This window comes from Acidovorax soli (genome assembly GCF_900107605.1).
In the GTDB taxonomy this organism is placed as follows: domain Bacteria; phylum Pseudomonadota; class Gammaproteobacteria; order Burkholderiales; family Burkholderiaceae_C; genus Acidovorax; species Acidovorax soli.
Genome location: NZ_FNQJ01000003.1, coordinates 179,584 through 195,365, shown reverse-complemented (window position 1 = coordinate 195,365; position 15,782 = coordinate 179,584). Strand labels below are relative to the sequence as shown.

Annotated in this window: 16 protein-coding genes; 12 read left to right on the top strand and 4 right to left on the bottom strand. The window is 63.6% G+C overall.

Going from position 1 to position 15,782, the window contains the following annotated elements:
- The first annotated feature begins 44 nt into the window (after nucleotides 1-44).
- The 11 genes from BLW02_RS04150 to nagZ all read left to right on the top strand — a co-directional run bounded on the left by BLW02_RS04150 (nucleotide 45) and on the right by nagZ (nucleotide 10,959).
- The gene (locus BLW02_RS04150; RefSeq protein WP_092697148.1) at nucleotides 45-662 is read left to right on the top strand and encodes a sigma-E factor negative regulatory protein; all 618 of its coding nucleotides are present in this window, start codon (nucleotides 45-47) and stop codon (nucleotides 660-662) included.
- Between the two features lie 276 nt (nucleotides 663-938).
- Nucleotides 939-2,405, top strand: coding sequence for a DegQ family serine endoprotease (locus tag BLW02_RS04145; protein WP_092697221.1), 1,467 nt, complete (start codon nucleotides 939-941; stop codon nucleotides 2,403-2,405).
- A 511-nt stretch (nucleotides 2,406-2,916) separates the two neighbouring features.
- Nucleotides 2,917-4,725 carry a translation elongation factor 4 gene (lepA, locus tag BLW02_RS04140; protein ID WP_026436411.1) on the top strand — a complete coding sequence of 603 codons (1,809 nt, stop codon included), beginning with the start codon at nucleotides 2,917-2,919 and terminating at the stop codon, nucleotides 4,723-4,725.
- On the top strand, nucleotides 4,725-5,699 hold the full coding sequence (gene lepB / locus BLW02_RS04135) for a signal peptidase I (protein ID WP_092697147.1): 975 nt from the start codon (nucleotides 4,725-4,727) through the stop codon (nucleotides 5,697-5,699). Before lepA ends, lepB begins: the two co-directional genes overlap by 1 nt.
- A gap of 35 nt (nucleotides 5,700-5,734) precedes the next feature.
- Nucleotides 5,735-6,097, top strand: coding sequence for a DUF4845 domain-containing protein (locus BLW02_RS04130; protein ID WP_092697146.1), 363 nt, complete (start codon nucleotides 5,735-5,737; stop codon nucleotides 6,095-6,097).
- A complete protein-coding gene (gene rnc, locus BLW02_RS04125; protein WP_092697145.1) occupies nucleotides 6,098-6,781 on the top strand; it encodes a ribonuclease III in 684 nt (227 codons plus the stop codon).
- Nucleotides 6,778-7,782, top strand: a complete 1,005-nt coding sequence (gene era / locus BLW02_RS04120; RefSeq protein WP_092697144.1) for a GTPase Era — start codon at nucleotides 6,778-6,780, stop codon at nucleotides 7,780-7,782. The genes rnc and era overlap by 4 nt, the downstream gene beginning before the upstream one ends.
- Nucleotides 7,783-7,794: 12 nt before the next feature.
- Nucleotides 7,795-8,559 (top strand): DNA repair protein RecO, encoded by a 765-nt coding sequence (gene recO, locus BLW02_RS04115; protein WP_092697143.1) that lies wholly within the window; start codon nucleotides 7,795-7,797, stop codon nucleotides 8,557-8,559.
- Nucleotides 8,556-9,338 (top strand): pyridoxine 5'-phosphate synthase, encoded by a 783-nt coding sequence (locus tag BLW02_RS04110; RefSeq protein ID WP_244273612.1) that lies wholly within the window; start codon nucleotides 8,556-8,558, stop codon nucleotides 9,336-9,338. The genes recO and BLW02_RS04110 overlap by 4 nt, the downstream gene beginning before the upstream one ends.
- Nucleotides 9,339-9,396: 58 nt before the next feature.
- A complete protein-coding gene (acpS, locus tag BLW02_RS04105) occupies nucleotides 9,397-9,798 on the top strand; it encodes a holo-ACP synthase (protein ID WP_092697142.1) in 402 nt (133 codons plus the stop codon).
- A gap of 69 nt (nucleotides 9,799-9,867) precedes the next feature.
- Nucleotides 9,868-10,959 (top strand): beta-N-acetylhexosaminidase, encoded by a 1,092-nt coding sequence (gene nagZ / locus BLW02_RS04100; RefSeq protein ID WP_092697141.1) that lies wholly within the window; start codon nucleotides 9,868-9,870, stop codon nucleotides 10,957-10,959.
- Nucleotides 10,960-10,982: 23 nt separating this feature from the next.
- Here nagZ and BLW02_RS04095 read toward each other — a convergent pair whose 3' ends face one another.
- The 3 genes from BLW02_RS04095 to BLW02_RS04085 form a co-directional block, all read right to left on the bottom strand.
- Nucleotides 10,983-11,645, bottom strand: coding sequence for a mechanosensitive ion channel family protein (locus tag BLW02_RS04095; protein ID WP_092697140.1), 663 nt, complete (start codon nucleotides 11,643-11,645; stop codon nucleotides 10,983-10,985).
- 21 nt (nucleotides 11,646-11,666) lie between these two features.
- Complete coding sequence (lysS, locus tag BLW02_RS04090; RefSeq protein WP_026436421.1) at nucleotides 11,667-13,211, bottom strand: lysine--tRNA ligase; 1,545 nt, start codon at nucleotides 13,209-13,211, stop codon at nucleotides 11,667-11,669.
- A 194-nt stretch (nucleotides 13,212-13,405) separates the two neighbouring features.
- Entirely contained in the window at nucleotides 13,406-14,044 is a 639-nt protein-coding gene (locus tag BLW02_RS04085; RefSeq protein WP_092697139.1) for an LON peptidase substrate-binding domain-containing protein, read from the bottom strand.
- 77 nt (nucleotides 14,045-14,121) lie between these two features.
- Here BLW02_RS04085 and BLW02_RS04080 point away from each other — a divergent pair, with 77 nt between their 5' ends.
- Entirely contained in the window at nucleotides 14,122-14,673 is a 552-nt protein-coding gene (locus BLW02_RS04080; protein WP_026436423.1) for a YggT family protein, read from the top strand.
- Between the two features lie 98 nt (nucleotides 14,674-14,771).
- Here the strand turns inward: BLW02_RS04080 and accD are convergent, their stop codons facing one another.
- Nucleotides 14,772-15,644 carry an acetyl-CoA carboxylase, carboxyltransferase subunit beta gene (accD, locus tag BLW02_RS04075; protein WP_026436424.1) on the bottom strand — a complete coding sequence of 291 codons (873 nt, stop codon included), beginning with the start codon at nucleotides 15,642-15,644 and terminating at the stop codon, nucleotides 14,772-14,774.
- Between the last annotated feature and the right edge of the window lie 138 nt (nucleotides 15,645-15,782).

Here is a 15,782-nt window from a genome sequence, read left to right as displayed (position 1 = left end):
AAGCGCGGGTGCTTGGGTTAAGGACGAGATGGGCAGGTGATGCTATGACCACAGATTGGATGAATCGCGAACAGTTGTCGGCGTTGGCCGACGGGCAATTACAGGGCGACGAGTTGGCGCAGGCCTTGGAGTTCGCTGCGCAGGCCGAGGGCCAGGCCACCTGGCAGCTCTACCAACTGGTGGGGGATGTCCTGCGTTCTCCAGAGCTGGCGCTGCACCAGCAGGGCAATCATTCGATGGTGATGCGCGTTCGAGAGCAGTTGGCGCAAGAGCCCATGCACGGGCGTCTGCCCGAAGCCGCACCTGCGGTGGAGCAGGTCGTGCGCGCAGAAACGGCGGTTGCCGCCAATGCATCGGTGTTCCGCTGGAAGATGGCGGCTGGATTCGCCTCGTTGGCTGCTGTGGTGGCTATTGGCTGGAGTTCTTTGGCAGGGCTGCAAGGGACGCCATCTTCTGGCGCACAGCTGGCCGCAGCCCCAGCGCCAGCCCAGCCGGTGGCACCCGTGGTTTCCGTCGCGGGAAACGATGGGCAACAGGTCATGATTCGCGATCCGCGGCTGGATGAGCTGCTGGCCGCACACCGGCAATTTGGAAACACCTCTGCATTGCAGATGCCTGCAGGGTTCCTTCGCAATGCCACTTTTGAGGCGCCTGCCCGCTGATACCCTGGCGGCGTGATCCTGTTCGCCAGGGGAGGTGTCGCAATGCGGTGGAGCGCACCTTCTGCCCCTGTCAAAAATTGTCCACCAGGACATTCGTGGTGCGTCCGGCCCGTTCCCGCCATTGCCCGAAACCAGGGGCATCGCACTGACAGCGCCGGAACAGGACCTGTTGGAAAGGACGGAGCGTGCGGTGCGGGGAACCAAGTCACTCTGGTTTCCTCCACTGTTATACAAGCGCTGTTCGTAACGATTGCCATAATTGAAGAAAGGTCGATGATGCTCAGGATCGATTGGAAAAGGCTGCACTCCTATGCACTGGCAGGCGTGCTGATGGGGGCGGCAAGTCTGGTGGCTGTGCCCCATGGTGCAGCCCATGCGCAAGCTGCTGTGTCGCGCGGCTTGCCGGACTTCACCGAACTGGTGGAGCAGGTGGGGCCTTCGGTGGTGAATATCCGGACTTCCGAGAAGGTGTCGGCCCGCGCCAACACGAACGGCATGGATGAGGACATGCTGGAGTTCTTCAAGCGGTTTGGCGTGCCCATTCCCAACATGCCACGGCAGCAGCGTCCCCAGCGCCCTCAGCCTGAAGAGGAGCAGCCTCGGGGCGTTGGGTCGGGATTCATTCTCACTGCCGACGGTTATGTGATGACCAATGCGCATGTGGTGGACGGTGCTGATGAGGTCATCGTCACCCTGACCGACAAGCGGGAGTTCAAGGCCAAGATCGTGGGGGCTGACAAGCGCACCGATGTGGCCGTGGTCAAGATCGAAGCCACCGGGCTTCCCGCCGTGAAGGTGGGGGATGTCAGCCGCCTGAAGGTGGGCGAATGGGTGATGGCGATCGGTTCGCCGTTTGGCCTGGAGAGCACGGTCACTGCCGGTATCGTGAGCGCCAAGCAGCGGGACACGGGGGATTACCTCCCATTCATCCAGACCGACGTGGCCATCAACCCCGGCAACTCGGGCGGGCCGCTGATCAACATGCGCGGCGAGGTGGTGGGGATCAACAGCCAGATCTATTCGCGGTCGGGGGGGTTCATGGGCATCTCGTTTGCCATTCCCATGGACGAGGCCATCCGCGTGAGCGATCAGTTGCGTGCAACGGGCCGGGTCACGCGCGGGCGCATTGGCGTCCAGGTGGGGCAGGTCACCAAGGATGTTGCTGAATCCATCGGCCTTGGCAAGGCATCGGGAGCCCTGGTGACGGGCGTGGAGGCGGGTTCTCCGGCCGACAAGGCGGGCATCGAGGCCGGCGACATCATTACCCGGTTTGACGGCAAGCCGATCGACAAGCTCGCGGATCTTCCACGCATGGTGGGCAATACCAAGCCTGGAACGAAAAGCACGGTCACGGTGTTTCGCCGTGGCAGCGCCAAGGACCTGGGCATCACCATCGCGGAGATCGACAGCGACAAGCCGGCCAGCAAAACCGCCGAGCGGGAAGAAAAGCCCAAGGCCTCGGCGGCCGCACAGCTGGTGGGATTGTCAGTGAGCCCTCTGACCGACGCGCAAAAGAAAGAACTGAAGATCCGAGGTGGCGTGGTGGTGAATGCTGCCACCGATGCCGCTGCCCGTGCCGGTCTGCGCGAAGGCGACATCATCCTTTCCATCGCCAACACCGAAATCGGCGGCGTCAAGGATTTCGAGGCGGCCCTCGCCAAGGTGGACAAGAGCAAGCCCATCAATGTGCTGTACCGGCGCGGAGAATGGGCCCAATACGCCCTGATCCGCTCTGCCAAATGAACCTGCGTTGAGGTTGCGCTGACTGCACTGGCAGAGAAATCCCGGGCATTTTTTCGGAATTTCCCGTGCCCGGTATGGCCGGCGAGGGTGCTCTGGCGTCTATTTTTTGGCTATGTGAGGTTGGCTCACGCGAACTGGGTCGATCTGTCCATCGATCATATTGGATAGAATGCAGACCTCCGTTCTACACATATCGACATATCGGCCGACGCTGCGGCCATATGGTGGAATGAGGATGACCCATGCACAGCTGATCCACAGCTAACCCACAAGTTGTCCCATGTTGTTCGGATGCTGGCTGTGAATAAGCTGTGTGTAAAATGCTTGTTGCACTGCGGCAACGCGCCTCGCCTGTGGGGGGGGTGAGGTCATTGGTGCAGGCTTTTTGCCTACAATGAAGCTCCAACCTTCGCAGTTGCCAATGATTGTTGGTTCAGGGCGCGTCGCCATTCGACGCGCCCTTTTTTCTTGTCCGCGCCGTTTCAATTCAATTATTTGACGTTTCCCGTTGATGAAACACATCAGAAATTTTTCCATCATTGCCCACATCGACCATGGCAAATCGACGTTGGCCGATCGCCTGATCCAGCGGTGCGGCGGGCTTGCCGATCGCGACATGGAGGCGCAGGTACTTGACTCGATGGACATCGAGAAAGAGCGCGGGATCACCATCAAGGCGCAGACGGCTGCGTTGCACTACAAGGCGCAAGACGGGCAGGTCTACAACCTCAATCTGATCGACACGCCGGGGCATGTGGACTTCTCCTATGAAGTGAGCCGTTCACTGTCCGCGTGCGAAGGTGCCTTGCTGGTGGTCGATGCCTCGCAAGGCGTGGAGGCACAGACCGTGGCCAATTGCTACACGGCGCTCGACCTCGGTGTGGAGGTGGTGCCGGTGCTCAACAAGATGGATCTGCCCAATGCTGATCCCGACAATGCCAAGGCCGAGATCGAGGATGTGATCGGTATCGACGCCACCGATGCCATCCCGTGTTCTGCCAAGACCGGCATGGGCATTGACGAGATTCTCGAGGCCATCGTTGCCAAGGTGCCCGCACCCAAGGGCAACGCCACGGGCCCCCTGCGCGCGATGATCATCGACAGCTGGTTCGACAGCTATGTGGGCGTGGTGATGCTGGTGCGTGTGGTCGATGGCCGCCTGCTCAAGGGCGAGCGCATCAAGATGATGGCCAGTGGCGCGGTGTACAACGCCGACAACCTCGGTGTGTTCACGCCCGCCAACGAGCCGCGCAACTCGCTCGATGCCGGCCAGGTGGGCTACATCATCGCCGGCATCAAGGAGCTGCAGGCGGCCAAGGTGGGCGACACGATCACGCTCGAAAAAAAGCTGCCCAACAATGCAGGTCCTGCGGCCGAGGCGCTGCCCGGCTTCAAGGAAATCCAGCCCCAGGTGTTCGCCGGGCTGTACCCCACCGAGGCCAGCGAGTACGACTCGCTGCGCGATGCACTCGAAAAGCTCAAGCTCAATGATGCCTCGCTGCATTACGAGCCCGAAGTCAGTCAGGCCCTGGGTTTTGGTTTCCGCTGCGGCTTCCTGGGCCTCCTGCACATGGAGATCGTGCAGGAGCGCCTGGAGCGCGAGTTCGACCAGGATCTCATCACCACCGCGCCCAGCGTGGTCTACCAGGTGGTGCGGGCCGACGGTGAAGTCATCATGGTCGAAAACCCTTCCAAGATGCCCGACCAGGGGCGCCTGGAAGAAATCCGCGAGCCCATCGTCACCGTGCACCTGTACATGCCCCAGGACTACGTGGGCCCGGTGATGACGCTGGCCAACCAGAAGCGCGGCGTGCAGATGAACATGGCCTACCACGGGCGCCAGGTCATGCTGACCTACGAGATGCCGCTCGGCGAGATCGTGCTCGACTTCTTCGACAAGCTCAAATCGGTGTCGCGCGGCTATGCCTCGATGGACTACGAGTTCAAGGAGTACCGCGCGTCGGATGTGGTGAAGGTCGATATCCTGCTCAATGGCGACAAGGTGGACGCGCTGTCCATCATCGTGCACCGTTCGCAGTCGCAGTACCGCGGCCGCGCCGTGGTGGCCAAGATGCGCGAAATCATCAGCCGCCAGATGTACGACGTGGCCATCCAGGCGGCCATTGGCGCCAACATCATTGCGCGCGAAACCATCAAGGCCTTGCGCAAGAACGTGCTGGCAAAATGCTACGGTGGCGACGTCAGCCGCAAACGCAAGCTGCTTGAAAAGCAGAAGGCGGGCAAGAAGCGCATGAAACAGATTGGCTCGGTCGAGGTGCCCCAGGAGGCATTCCTCGCCATTTTGCAGGTGGAAGATTGATGCAGTTCATGCAAATTCTGACTTCGATGGTGCTCGCCGCGTTCGTGGGCTATATCGGTGCCTGGTACACGGGGGCAATCGAGGGCAACTTTGCCTTGCTGCTGTTCCTGGCCACCGTGGTCACCGGGGCCTACTGGCTGGCGGAGCGTCTGGTTTTTCTGCCGCGCCGGCGCCGCGCGGCCCAGGCCGTCGAGGATGCGGCCGTGCAGCGCCGCGCGGAACTCGACCGCATGGGCATCCAGAAGGTGGACATGGACGTGCAGGAGGCCAAGGGCCGCATCCTGATGCAACCCTGGTGGCTGGACTGGACCGCTGGTTTGTTTCCGGTGATCGCCGCGGTGTTCCTGCTGCGCTCGTTTCTGTTCGAGCCCTTCAAGATTCCGTCCGGCTCCATGATTCCGACGCTGCTGGTGGGCGACCTCATCCTGGTCAACAAGTTCACCTACGGCGTCCGGCTACCCGTGATCCACACCAAAGTGACCGAAGGCACGCCACCAGCGCGTGGTGATGTGATGGTGTTTCGCTACCCGCCACAGCCCAGCCTGGATTACATCAAGCGCGTGGTGGGCGTGCCCGGCGATGAGGTGGCCTACCTCAACAAGCGCCTGACCGTGAATGGCAAGCCGGTGGCAACCACGGCCATGCCCGATTTCTTGGATGAAGACGCCATGCGTTACTTCAAGCAGTACGAAGAGCAGCTGGGTGGCCAGCCGCACCGGCTGCTGAACAACCCCGATGTGCCCGCCTTTGTGCAGGGGGCCAGCAATTTCACCTACCGCGAGAACTGCCGCTACAGCGTGGAAGGGGTCGTGTGCAAGGTGCCGCAGGGGCACTATTTCATGATGGGCGACAACCGCGATAATTCGCTGGATTCACGCTATTGGGGTTTTGTGCCAGAGGCCAACATCGTCGGCAAGGCATTCTTTGTCTGGATGAATTTTGGCAACCTCAAGCGGATTGGTTCGTTCCATTGAAGACGCCAGACACAGAACAACGAGGGAGTAAAAGCATGAGCATGCATCGCACAGCCAGCCGGTCGCGTCAGCGCGGTCTGTCGTTTTTCGGGCTGATCTTTGTCGGTCTGTTTGCCGTGGCTGCCTTTGCCATTGGCGGGCAGTCCATTCCGATCTTCCTGGAATACGTCGCCGCCAAAAAAGCCATCGAGAAGGCCAAGACCGAAAGCACAGTGCCTGCGATTCGTGCAGCCTTCGACCGCGCCGCAGCCATTGACGACATCAATTCGCTCAAGGGTTCGGACCTCGAAATCACCAAGCGGGGTGAGAAAGTGGTGGTGTCCTTCAAATATGCGCGCGAGATACCCCTGGCAGGTCCAGCCTACCTGGTGTATCGCTTTGATGGGCAGACCAACTAGGTGCAGCCGGCACTTCTCGCGCTGCAGAGTCGTCTGCAGCACCAGTTCTCCAACGCCTCGCTGCTGCAGCGCGCCGTCACGCACCGCAGTTTTTCGGCGGACCACAACGAGCGCCTGGAGTTTCTCGGGGACTCGGTGCTCAATCTGGCCGTGGCCAGCCTGCTGTACCAGCGTCTGAGCGATCTGCCCGAGGGCGACCTGTCGCGCGTGCGCGCCAACCTTGTCAAGCAGGACACCCTGCACCAGCTGGCACTGCGCCTGCAGGTGTCCGACGTGCTGCGCCTGGGGGAGGGCGAGTCCAAGTCCGGTGGCCAGCAACGGCCCTCCATCCTGGCGGACGCCCTCGAAGCACTGATTGGCGCCGTGTACCTGGATGCCGGTTACGCCAGCGCCGAAGCGCTGGTGCACCGCCTGTTCCAGGGGGTGGAGATCAACCCCCAGATGCAGGCCGCCGCCAAGGACCCCAAAACCGCGTTGCAGGAGTGGCTCCAGGGTCGCAAAATGAAGCTGCCGCACTACAGCGTGGTGGCCACGGTAGGGGCGGCGCACCGCCAGACCTTTGACGTGGAGTGCGAAATCACCGAGTTGGGTCTGACCGAACGTGGCATCGGCGGTTCGCGCCGTGCCGGCGAACAGGCCGCCGCCGCCGCCATGCTGGCCACACTGAAAGCGAAGAATGTATGAATGATGCTACCAAGGATGTAGCTGACAGCGCTGGTGCTGAAAGCGCCCCCGTGCAAAATGACCTCGAAGCCATGCTGGCCGCTGCCGGTGCGCCGGCCGCCGTGCCGGGCCAGCGCTGTGGCGTGATTGCCATCGTGGGCAAGCCCAACGTGGGCAAGTCCACGCTGCTCAATGCCCTGGTGGGCCAGAAGATCAGCATCACCTCGCGCAAGGCACAGACCACGCGCCACCGCATCACCGGCATCCGCACCCGCGAGCAGACGCAGTTCATCTTTGTCGACACGCCCGGGTTCCAGACCCGCCATGCCACGGCGCTCAACAAGTCGCTGAACAAGACCGTGATGGGCGCGATCGGCGATGTGGACCTGATCCTGTTCGTGGTCGAAGCCGGTCACTTCACGCTGGCCGACGCCAAGGTCTTGAGCCTGTTCAAGCCCGGCATCCCCACGCTGCTGGTGGCCAACAAGCTCGACATGGTGCACCGCCGTGCCGAACTGGCGCCCTGGCTCAAGAGCATGCAGGAGCGCCACCCGTTTGCCGAGTTCGTGCCCATGTCGGCCAAGAACAAGGGCGACATCGAACGGATGTTTGGCATCTGCGCCAAATACCTGCCCGAGCAGGCCTGGTGGTATGCCGAAGACGAGCTGACCGACCGCAGCGAAAAGTTCCTGGCCTCCGAGACCGTGCGCGAGAAGCTGTTCCGCTTCACGGGCGACGAGCTGCCCTACACCTCCACCGTGGTCATCGACAAGTTTGAAGAAGAAGCCAGCAAGGCGCACAAGCGCCTGGTGAAGATCGCCGCCACCATCGTGGTCGAGCGCGACAACCACAAGATGATGGTCATCGGCGACAAGGGCGAGCGCCTCAAGCGCATCGGCACCGAAGCCCGCCAGGAGCTGGAAAAGCTCATGGACGCCAAGGTGTTCCTGGAGCTGTGGGTCAAGGTGCGTTCGGGCTGGGCCGACGATGAAGCGCGGGTGCGCTCTTTTGGCTACGAATAATCCCGGGCTTCCGTGGCTGCCGCCAAGCGCATTTCCGATGAACCCGCCTTCGTGCTGCACAGCTACGACTGGAGCGAGTCCAGCCTGATCCTGGAAGTGTTCTGCCGCCGCCAGGGGCGCGTGGCCCTGGTGGCCAAGGGGGCCAAGAAACCCAGCTCCAACTTCCGCCCCGTGCTGCTGCCGCTGCAGCCGCTGCTGGTGACCTACACCCTGGCGGGAGATGGCACGGCCGACATCCACAGCTTGAAGGGCGCCGAGTGGGTGGGTGGCCATGTGATGCCCACGGGCGATGCGCTGCTGTCGGGCCTGTACCTCAACGAATTGCTGCTGCGCCTGCTGGCCCGGGCCGACCCGCACGCCGCCCTGTTCGACGCCTACGCGGGCGTGGTGCGTGTGCTGGCCAGCGAGCATGGCGATGCGCTGGAGCCGGTTTTGCGCAGCTTCGAGCTGCTGCTGCTGCGCGAGATCGGCCTGCTGCCCAGCCTGGATGCCCAGACCATGACGTTTGCGCCGCTGCAGGCCACCGCGCGCTACACGCTGGTGCCCGAAGGCGGCCTGCGCATTTCGTCCGATGCCGACCGCGCAGGGCTGCCTGGCCGCCAGTGGCAGGCCTTGCAACGTGCGCTCGATGATGCCGCCAGTTACACCGCCACCTTGCGCGCCTGTGTGCCGGTGGCCGCAGAACTCAAACCCCAGCTGCGTGCCCTGCTGCAATACCATTGTGGCAGCCCCACGCTGCGCACCCGCCAGCTCATGATCGACCTGCAGTCCTTATGACCATGCCTTTACACGCTCCGCAACGCACCGCCCTGTCGGTCAACGTCAACAAGGTGGCCCTGGTGCGCAACACGCGCCACCTGGGCATCCCCAGTGTCACGCGCGCGGCCGAGCTGTGCCTGCAGGCCGGTGCCCAGGGCATCACGGTGCACCCCCGGCCCGATGAGCGGCACATCCGCAGCCAGGACGTGTTCGAGCTGGCCGCATTGATGAAAGCCTGGCCGGGCCGCGAATACAACATCGAGGGCAATCCGTCGCAGAACCTGATGGACTTCATCCGCCAGGTGCGACCCCACCAGGCCACCTTTGTGCCCGACAGCGAAGACCAGTTCACCAGCGACCATGGCTGGAGCTTTCCACAGGATGCCGGGCGCCTGGCGCCGCTGGTGGCCGAATGCAAGGCACTGGGTGTGCGCGTGAGCCTGTTCATGGACCCGATTCCTGAGCAGATGGCCGCTGCCAGGGCGGTGGGTGCCGACCGCGTGGAGCTGTACACCGAGCCCTATGCCGCTGCCTGGGGCACGCCGCGGCAATCCATCGAACTGAAACGTTACGCGGCGGCGGCACAGGCCGCGCTGGATGCAGGCCTGGGTGTGAACGCCGGCCACGATCTGAACCGCGACAACCTCGCCGCCTTTGTGCGCGAGGTGCCCGGCGTGCTGGAGGTATCGATTGGCCATGCCCTCATCGCCGACGCGCTGGAGCTGGGCTATGGCGCCACGGTACAGGCGTACCTGGGCTGCATCGAGGCGGGTTTTGCGTCCACCAGTAACTCCTGATTTGATAGCTTTCAGCGCTTGCTGAATAAGCGCTATCGGCATATTCCGTTCAAAAAACATGATCTACGGCATTGGCACCGACATCTGCGACGTGCGCCGCATCGCGGCCAGCCTGGAGCGCCACGGCGAGCGCTTTGCCGAGAAGGTGCTGGCCGATGGCGAGCTGGCCACCTGGCGCGCGCGCAGCGCGCGCTGGCCCGAGCGCGGCGTGCGCTACCTGGCCACGCGCTTTTCCGCCAAGGAGGCCTTCAGCAAGGCCGTCGGGCTGGGCATGCACATGCCCATGACCTGGCGTGCGTGTGAGGTGGGGTCTCTGCCCAGCGGTCAGCCGGTGATCGTGCTGCACGGCGCCCTCAAGGAGTGGTTCGACGCCAAGGGTCTGCAGGCGCACCTGAGCGTGACCGACGAGACCGACTACGCCGCCAGCTTTTGCGTGGTCGAAAAAATCCAAACCAAATAGCTCTGTAGTGCTTGTTTAATAAGCGCAAGCAACTATTTTTTAGATAGCAAATTGATGATTGGAAGCCCGATGACCGAACACGCCCCCCTGATCCTCGACGTGGCAGGCACAGCGTTGACCCCCGCCGACCGCCGCCGCCTGGCCCACCCGCTGACGGGCGGTGTCATCCTGTTTGCCCGCAATTGGGAAAACCGCGCACAGCTGCTGCAGCTCACCGCCGCCATCAAGGCCGTGCGCGATGACCTGCTGATCTGCGTGGACCACGAAGGCGGCCGCGTGCAGCGCTTTCGCACCGATGGCTTCACGCACCTGCCGCCCATGCGCGCCCTGGGTGCGCTGTGGATGAATGACGGCAAGGGCGCCAAGACTGTGCCCGGCAGCGGTGCGCTGCGCGCCACCAATGCGGCCACCGCTGCGGGCTACGTCCTGGGCAGCGAGCTTCGTGCCTGCGGTGTGGACTTCAGCTTTACGCCTGTGCTGGACCTCGACTGGGGAGAGAGTGGCGTGATCGGCGACCGGTCCTTTCACCGGGACCCTCGTGTAGTGGCCCTGCTCGCCAAGAGCCTCATGCATGGCCTGCTGCAGGCGGGCATGGCCAACTGCGGCAAACACTTTCCGGGGCACGGTTTCGTCAAGGCGGATTCGCACACCGAGGTGCCAGTCGATAAACGCAGCCTCCAGGCCATTCTGGCCGACGACGCCGCGCCGTACCCCTGGCTCAGCAGCACGCTCACCAGCGTGATGCCGGCCCATGTGATCTACCCCAAGGTGGACAGCCGCCCGGCGGGCTTCTCGCAGCGCTGGCTGCAGGACATCCTGCGGCGCCAGATGCGCTTTGACGGCGCGATCTTCAGCGACGACCTCAGCATGGAAGGCGCCCGCCGTTTGGACGGCCAGGTGGTCAGCTACACCGATGCCGCCATTGCAGCGCTGGCCGCCGGCTGCGACCTGGTGCTGCTGTGCAACCAGAGCGTGGGCGATGGCCGGGCGGTGGACGAACTCCTCGCCGGCCTGGACGAGGCCCGCGCCCAGGGCCGCTGGCAGCCCAGCGTGGACAGCGAATCGCGCCGCCTGGCCTTGCTGCCGGAAACCTTGCCCCAGGCCTGGGACGATCTGATGTACCAGCCGGCCTATCTGCAGGCGCTGGATTTGCTGCCTTGACGCCTTGAGGGTGTGGGCCCGCGCTACGGCGCTGGAGTGGCGCGGGCGGGCAAGGCGTCAGATGGGCTGGTGGTTGCCACGGTGGGCTCCGGTGCAGCCGGGTCCGGTGGCGGTGCATCCTGGAAGCGGCGCACCACGCGCTGGAAGATCAGGGCGTTCGGAATCTGCAGCCAGGCCGCCTGGCCTGGGGTTGCACTGTGGTCTTTCAGCGTGGTGTAGAGCAGATTGATGTCCACCACCCGGCCCTTGGCACCGGGCTTCTCGGCGGTGTCCAGCACCTCGATGTAGTCGCCCACGCGAAAAGGCCGCGCGGTGAAGATGAGCAGCGCACAGAATAGGTTGGACAGCACGCTCCAGGCCGCAAAGAACGCCACGGCGCCCACCGTGGCAAAGCCGGTGAAAGCCGTCCACAGCACGGTGGCCGACACACCCAGCCGCTCCAGCACCAGCAGCAAGGCGCTGGCCACAATGGTCCAGCGGACCAGCCCCTTGATGGGAGCCAGGAGTTCCTCGGGAAACTGGAAGCGCACGCTCGCGCGTGCCAGAACGCGGCGCAGCAGGCGTTGCAGCGCCCATGCAGCCACAAGGATCAGCAGGATCTGCGCGCCCGGAACAATGACGTCGAGCCAGTCCTGCACCCACTCGGGAAGGTGGGCCTTCAGCAACTGCAATCGGGATGCGGCCATCGAGCGGTGCGGTGGGCCGCCTCAGGACTCGCGCCGCAGGGCCGGGAACAGGATCACGTCACGGATGCTGGGGCTGTCGGTCAGCAGCATCATCAGTCGGTCGATGCCGATTCCGCAGCCGCCGGCGGGCGGCATGCCGTATTCGAGCGCGCGCACGAAGTCGTGGTCGTAGTACATGGCCTCGTCGTCGCCGCTGTCCTTGGCCGCCACCTGGGCGTGGAAGCGCGCGGCCTGGTCTTCGGCGTCATTGAGCTCGCTGAAACCGTTGCCGAATTCGCGGCCGGTGATGTACAGCTCAAAGCGCTCGGTGACCTCGGGGCGCGTGTCGTTGGCACGGGCCAGCGGTGAGATCTCGGTGGGGTGCTCCATGATGAAGGTGGGCTGCCACAGCTTGTCTTCCACCGTTTCCTCGAAGTAGAGCACCTGCAGGCTAGCCAGAGTGCGCCCGGAAAGCTGGTTCTTTTCTTCCGACATGCCCAGCTTCTTGAGGGCGCTGATGAGCCATGCCGCATCGTCCACATGGGCTCCAGCCTCGGTGTGCTGGAAGATGGCCTCGCGGATGGTCAGGCGCGCAAAGGGCTGGGCCAGGTCGACCTCGCGGCCCTGGTAGCTGAGCTGCAGCGTACCCGTGGCCTTGAGGGCCGCGTCGCGCACGAGCTGTTCGGTAAAGCCCATGAGGTCCTGGTAGTTCCAGTAGGCCGCATAGAACTCCATCATGGTGAACTCGGGGTTGTGGCGCACCGAGATGCCTTCGTTGCGGAAGTTGCGGTTGATCTCGAACACGCGCTCGAAGCCGCCCACCAGCAGGCGTTTGAGGAACAGCTCGGGCGCGATGCGCAGGTACATCTCCTGTTCCAGCGCATTGTGGTGCGTGACGAAAGGCTTGGCATTGGCGCCGCCCGGAATCGGGTGCAGCATGGGCGTCTCGACCTCCAGGAAGCCGTGCTGCACCATGAAGTCGCGGATGCCGCTCACGGCCTTGCTGCGTGCCACGAAGCGCTTGCGCGCCTGCTCGTCGGTCATCAGATCGACATAGCGCTGGCGGTATTTGACCTCCTGGTCGGCCACGCCGTGGAACTTGTCCGGCATGGGGCGCAGGCTCTTGGTCAGCAGGCGCAGGGTGGTCACCTTGACCGACAGCTCGCCGGTCTTGGTCTTCATCAGCGTGCCTTCGGCGCCGATGATGTCGCCCAGGTCCCAGTGCTTGAAGGCTGCATACAGTTCTTCGCCCAGCGCATCGCGCGTGATGTAGAGCTGGATGCGCCCGCCGGTTTCGCCCAGCGAGCCATCTTGCACGGTAGCAAAGCTGGCCTTGCCCATCACGCGCTTGAGCATCATGCGCCCGGCAACGCTCACATGAACGGCGTGGGTTTCAAGCGATGCAGCGTCCTTGCTGGCGTGCTGGTCCTGCAGCGTGGCCGCGTGGTGCGCCGGCTTGAAGTCATTGGGGAACGTGACGCCCCCGCCCTGTGCATGGGCCTCGCGCAGTGCGCGCAGCTTGTCGCGGCGCTCGGCGATGAGCTGGTTTTCGTCTTGGGGGGCTGGGGCGTGATTCTGGTCAGACATAGGAGCCGTGGATGCGGGGCGTGAATAAAGGACTGGACGGGCCGATGCCAGCCAAACCGTTGATTTTATGGGCTATCGACGGGATCCGGGCAGCGCTGGCAACACGTCCGTTACGTCATGTCGGTATAGGGTGTGGTGCCGAGCGTGGCCATTCCAGAACTTGGCGCAATAAATACCGGTTTTAGGGCATTCGTCTATGGCGGCGCAATCCCCGTCCGCTCCAGCACATCCCCCACCAGCTCCAGCCGCACCAGCGGATTGTCCAGTTCCATCAGCTGCTGCTTGAGCTTGAGGGGGATGGGCAGCAGCTCGCACCAGCGGTTGGCAACCCAGCCGCAGTCGGCCAGCTGTTCGGGGGTGGGGTGGATGGCCGTGGCGGCCTCGGTGTCACGCTCGCGCAGGGATGCCAGCACCTGGGCCAGGGTGGTTGCGGTGGGCAGAAGATCGTCGGGAATGGGCACAGGCAGGTCGGCGGCCAGTTGCTCCACATTGCCAATCCACAGGCCATGGGGCAAATGGCTACGCTCTGTGATGCGAAAACGCTGGCTGCCGCGGCACAGCAGGGTGATCAGCCCGGGCTGCGGATAGTCGATTCTTTCGATCACGGCCAGGGTGCCGATGTCGTGGAACCCTTCCTCTGGCGCACCCGCCTGCCGGACCTCGTGGCCCTGCGTGAGCGCCACGACACCAAAGGGGGCGCCAGCGTGGTGGCATTTGCGCACCATGTCGAGGTAGCGCACCTCGAACACGCGCAACGCCAGCACTCCGCCAGGAAACAGCACGGAATGGAGCGGGAACAGCGGAAGGGATGACAGGGTGAGGGGTTGTGTCATGGGCGGGGATCTGCGGTCGCTATCATCCCATGCAGCAGTCCGCTTTCGCACGCGATTCCATCCAATTTGTCTCATCCATGCTCTACCAGATCGCCTCTTTCCTGCTCGATGTCATCGGTGGCCTGCTGACCGGGGCCTGCCTGTTGCGTCTGTACATGCAGTGGCAGCGTGTGCCGTTCTCGAATCCGATCGGCGGGCTGGTGTTTGCTCTCACCGACTGGCTGGTCATGCCGCTGCGGCGTGTGATTGCCCCGGTGGGCCGCTGGGATCTCTCCAGCCTGGTCGCGGCCGCCTTGTTGCAATTGGTCCAGTATTTTCTGCTGTGGCTGATTTTGGGGGCGGGGTCCGCCTGGGCCTGGCTGCCGTGGCTGGCGCTTTTTGGTCTGGTGCGGGTGGCCATCTCGGGCCTGATCGGTTTGCTGATTGTCCATGCGGTCATGTCATGGATGCAGACCCGTTCGCCCATTGCCGATGTGGTGGCGCGTTTGTGCGCACCGGTGCTGCGGCCGTTTCAGCGCATCATTCCGCTGGTCGGTGGGGTGGATCTTTCGCCGCTGGCCGTGCTGGTGCTCTTGCAGGTTGCCATGATCGTCCTGGGGCACCTGCAGGCGGGCGTCATGCAGGGGTGATGGCGGGTTTTGTGGCAGATTGGCTGCTGGCGTTTATGGGACAAGCGCTAGTAGCTATTCAATGAATAGCTACTGCGCAAAGCCGACGCTGAGCCGGCTTACACAACGGCGTCGGCTGGCAGGCGTTGCAGCATGGCCAGGCTGCTGGCCACGGTGTTGCGCAGCTCGCGGCGGTCGCAGATGAGATCGACGGCCCCCTTGGTCTGCAGGAACTCGGCGCGCTGGAAGCCTTCGGGCAGGGTCACACGCACGGTGGACTCGATCACGCGCGGCCCGGCGAAGCCGATCAGGGCCTTGGGCTCGGCGATCACGATGTCGCCCACAAATGCAAAGCCGGCGCTCACACCGCCCATGGTCGGGTCGGTCAGCACGCTGATGTAGGGCAGGCCCTTCTTGGCGAGGTGGGTCAGCGCCGCATTGGTCTTGGCCATCTGCATGAGCGAGAGCAGGCCTTCCTGCATGCGCGCGCCGCCGGTGGCGGTAAAGCAGATGAAGGGGACCTTCTGTTCGATGGCGGCTTCGACGCCGCGCACGAAGCGCTCCCCCACTACCGAGCCCATGGAGCCGCCCATGAAGTCGAACTCGAAGCAGGCGACCACCACATTGACGCTCTTGACCGCACCGCCCATGACGATGAGGGCGTCGGTTTCGCCCGTGTGTTCCAGCGCTTCTTTCAGGCGCTCGGGGTATTTGCGGCTGTCCTTGAACTTGAGTGCATCGACCGGCAGAACTTCCTGGCCGATTTCGTAACGGCCTTCGGGGTCCAGGAAGGCATTCAGCCGTGCGCGTGCACCGATGCGGTGGTGGTGGCTGCAGTGGGGGCAGACGTTCTGGTTTTGTTCCAGATCGGCCTTGTAGAGCACTGTTTCGCAGCTCGGGCACTTGATCCACAGCCCCTCGGGCACCTGGCGGCGCTCGGTGGGGTCGGTTTGCTGGATCTTGGAGGGCAGAAGTTTTTCAAGCCAGGACATGCGTATTCCTCTGTATAGATGGGCCAGTTGCGGAGCGGCCTTGAAACGGGCGCTGCCCAGACCAGGGCTCCCGCGCAAGGGCCGCCCCGCAGCGCTGGGAGCGTCCCCCTTCCCGCGCGCAGCGCGAGAGAAGGGGGA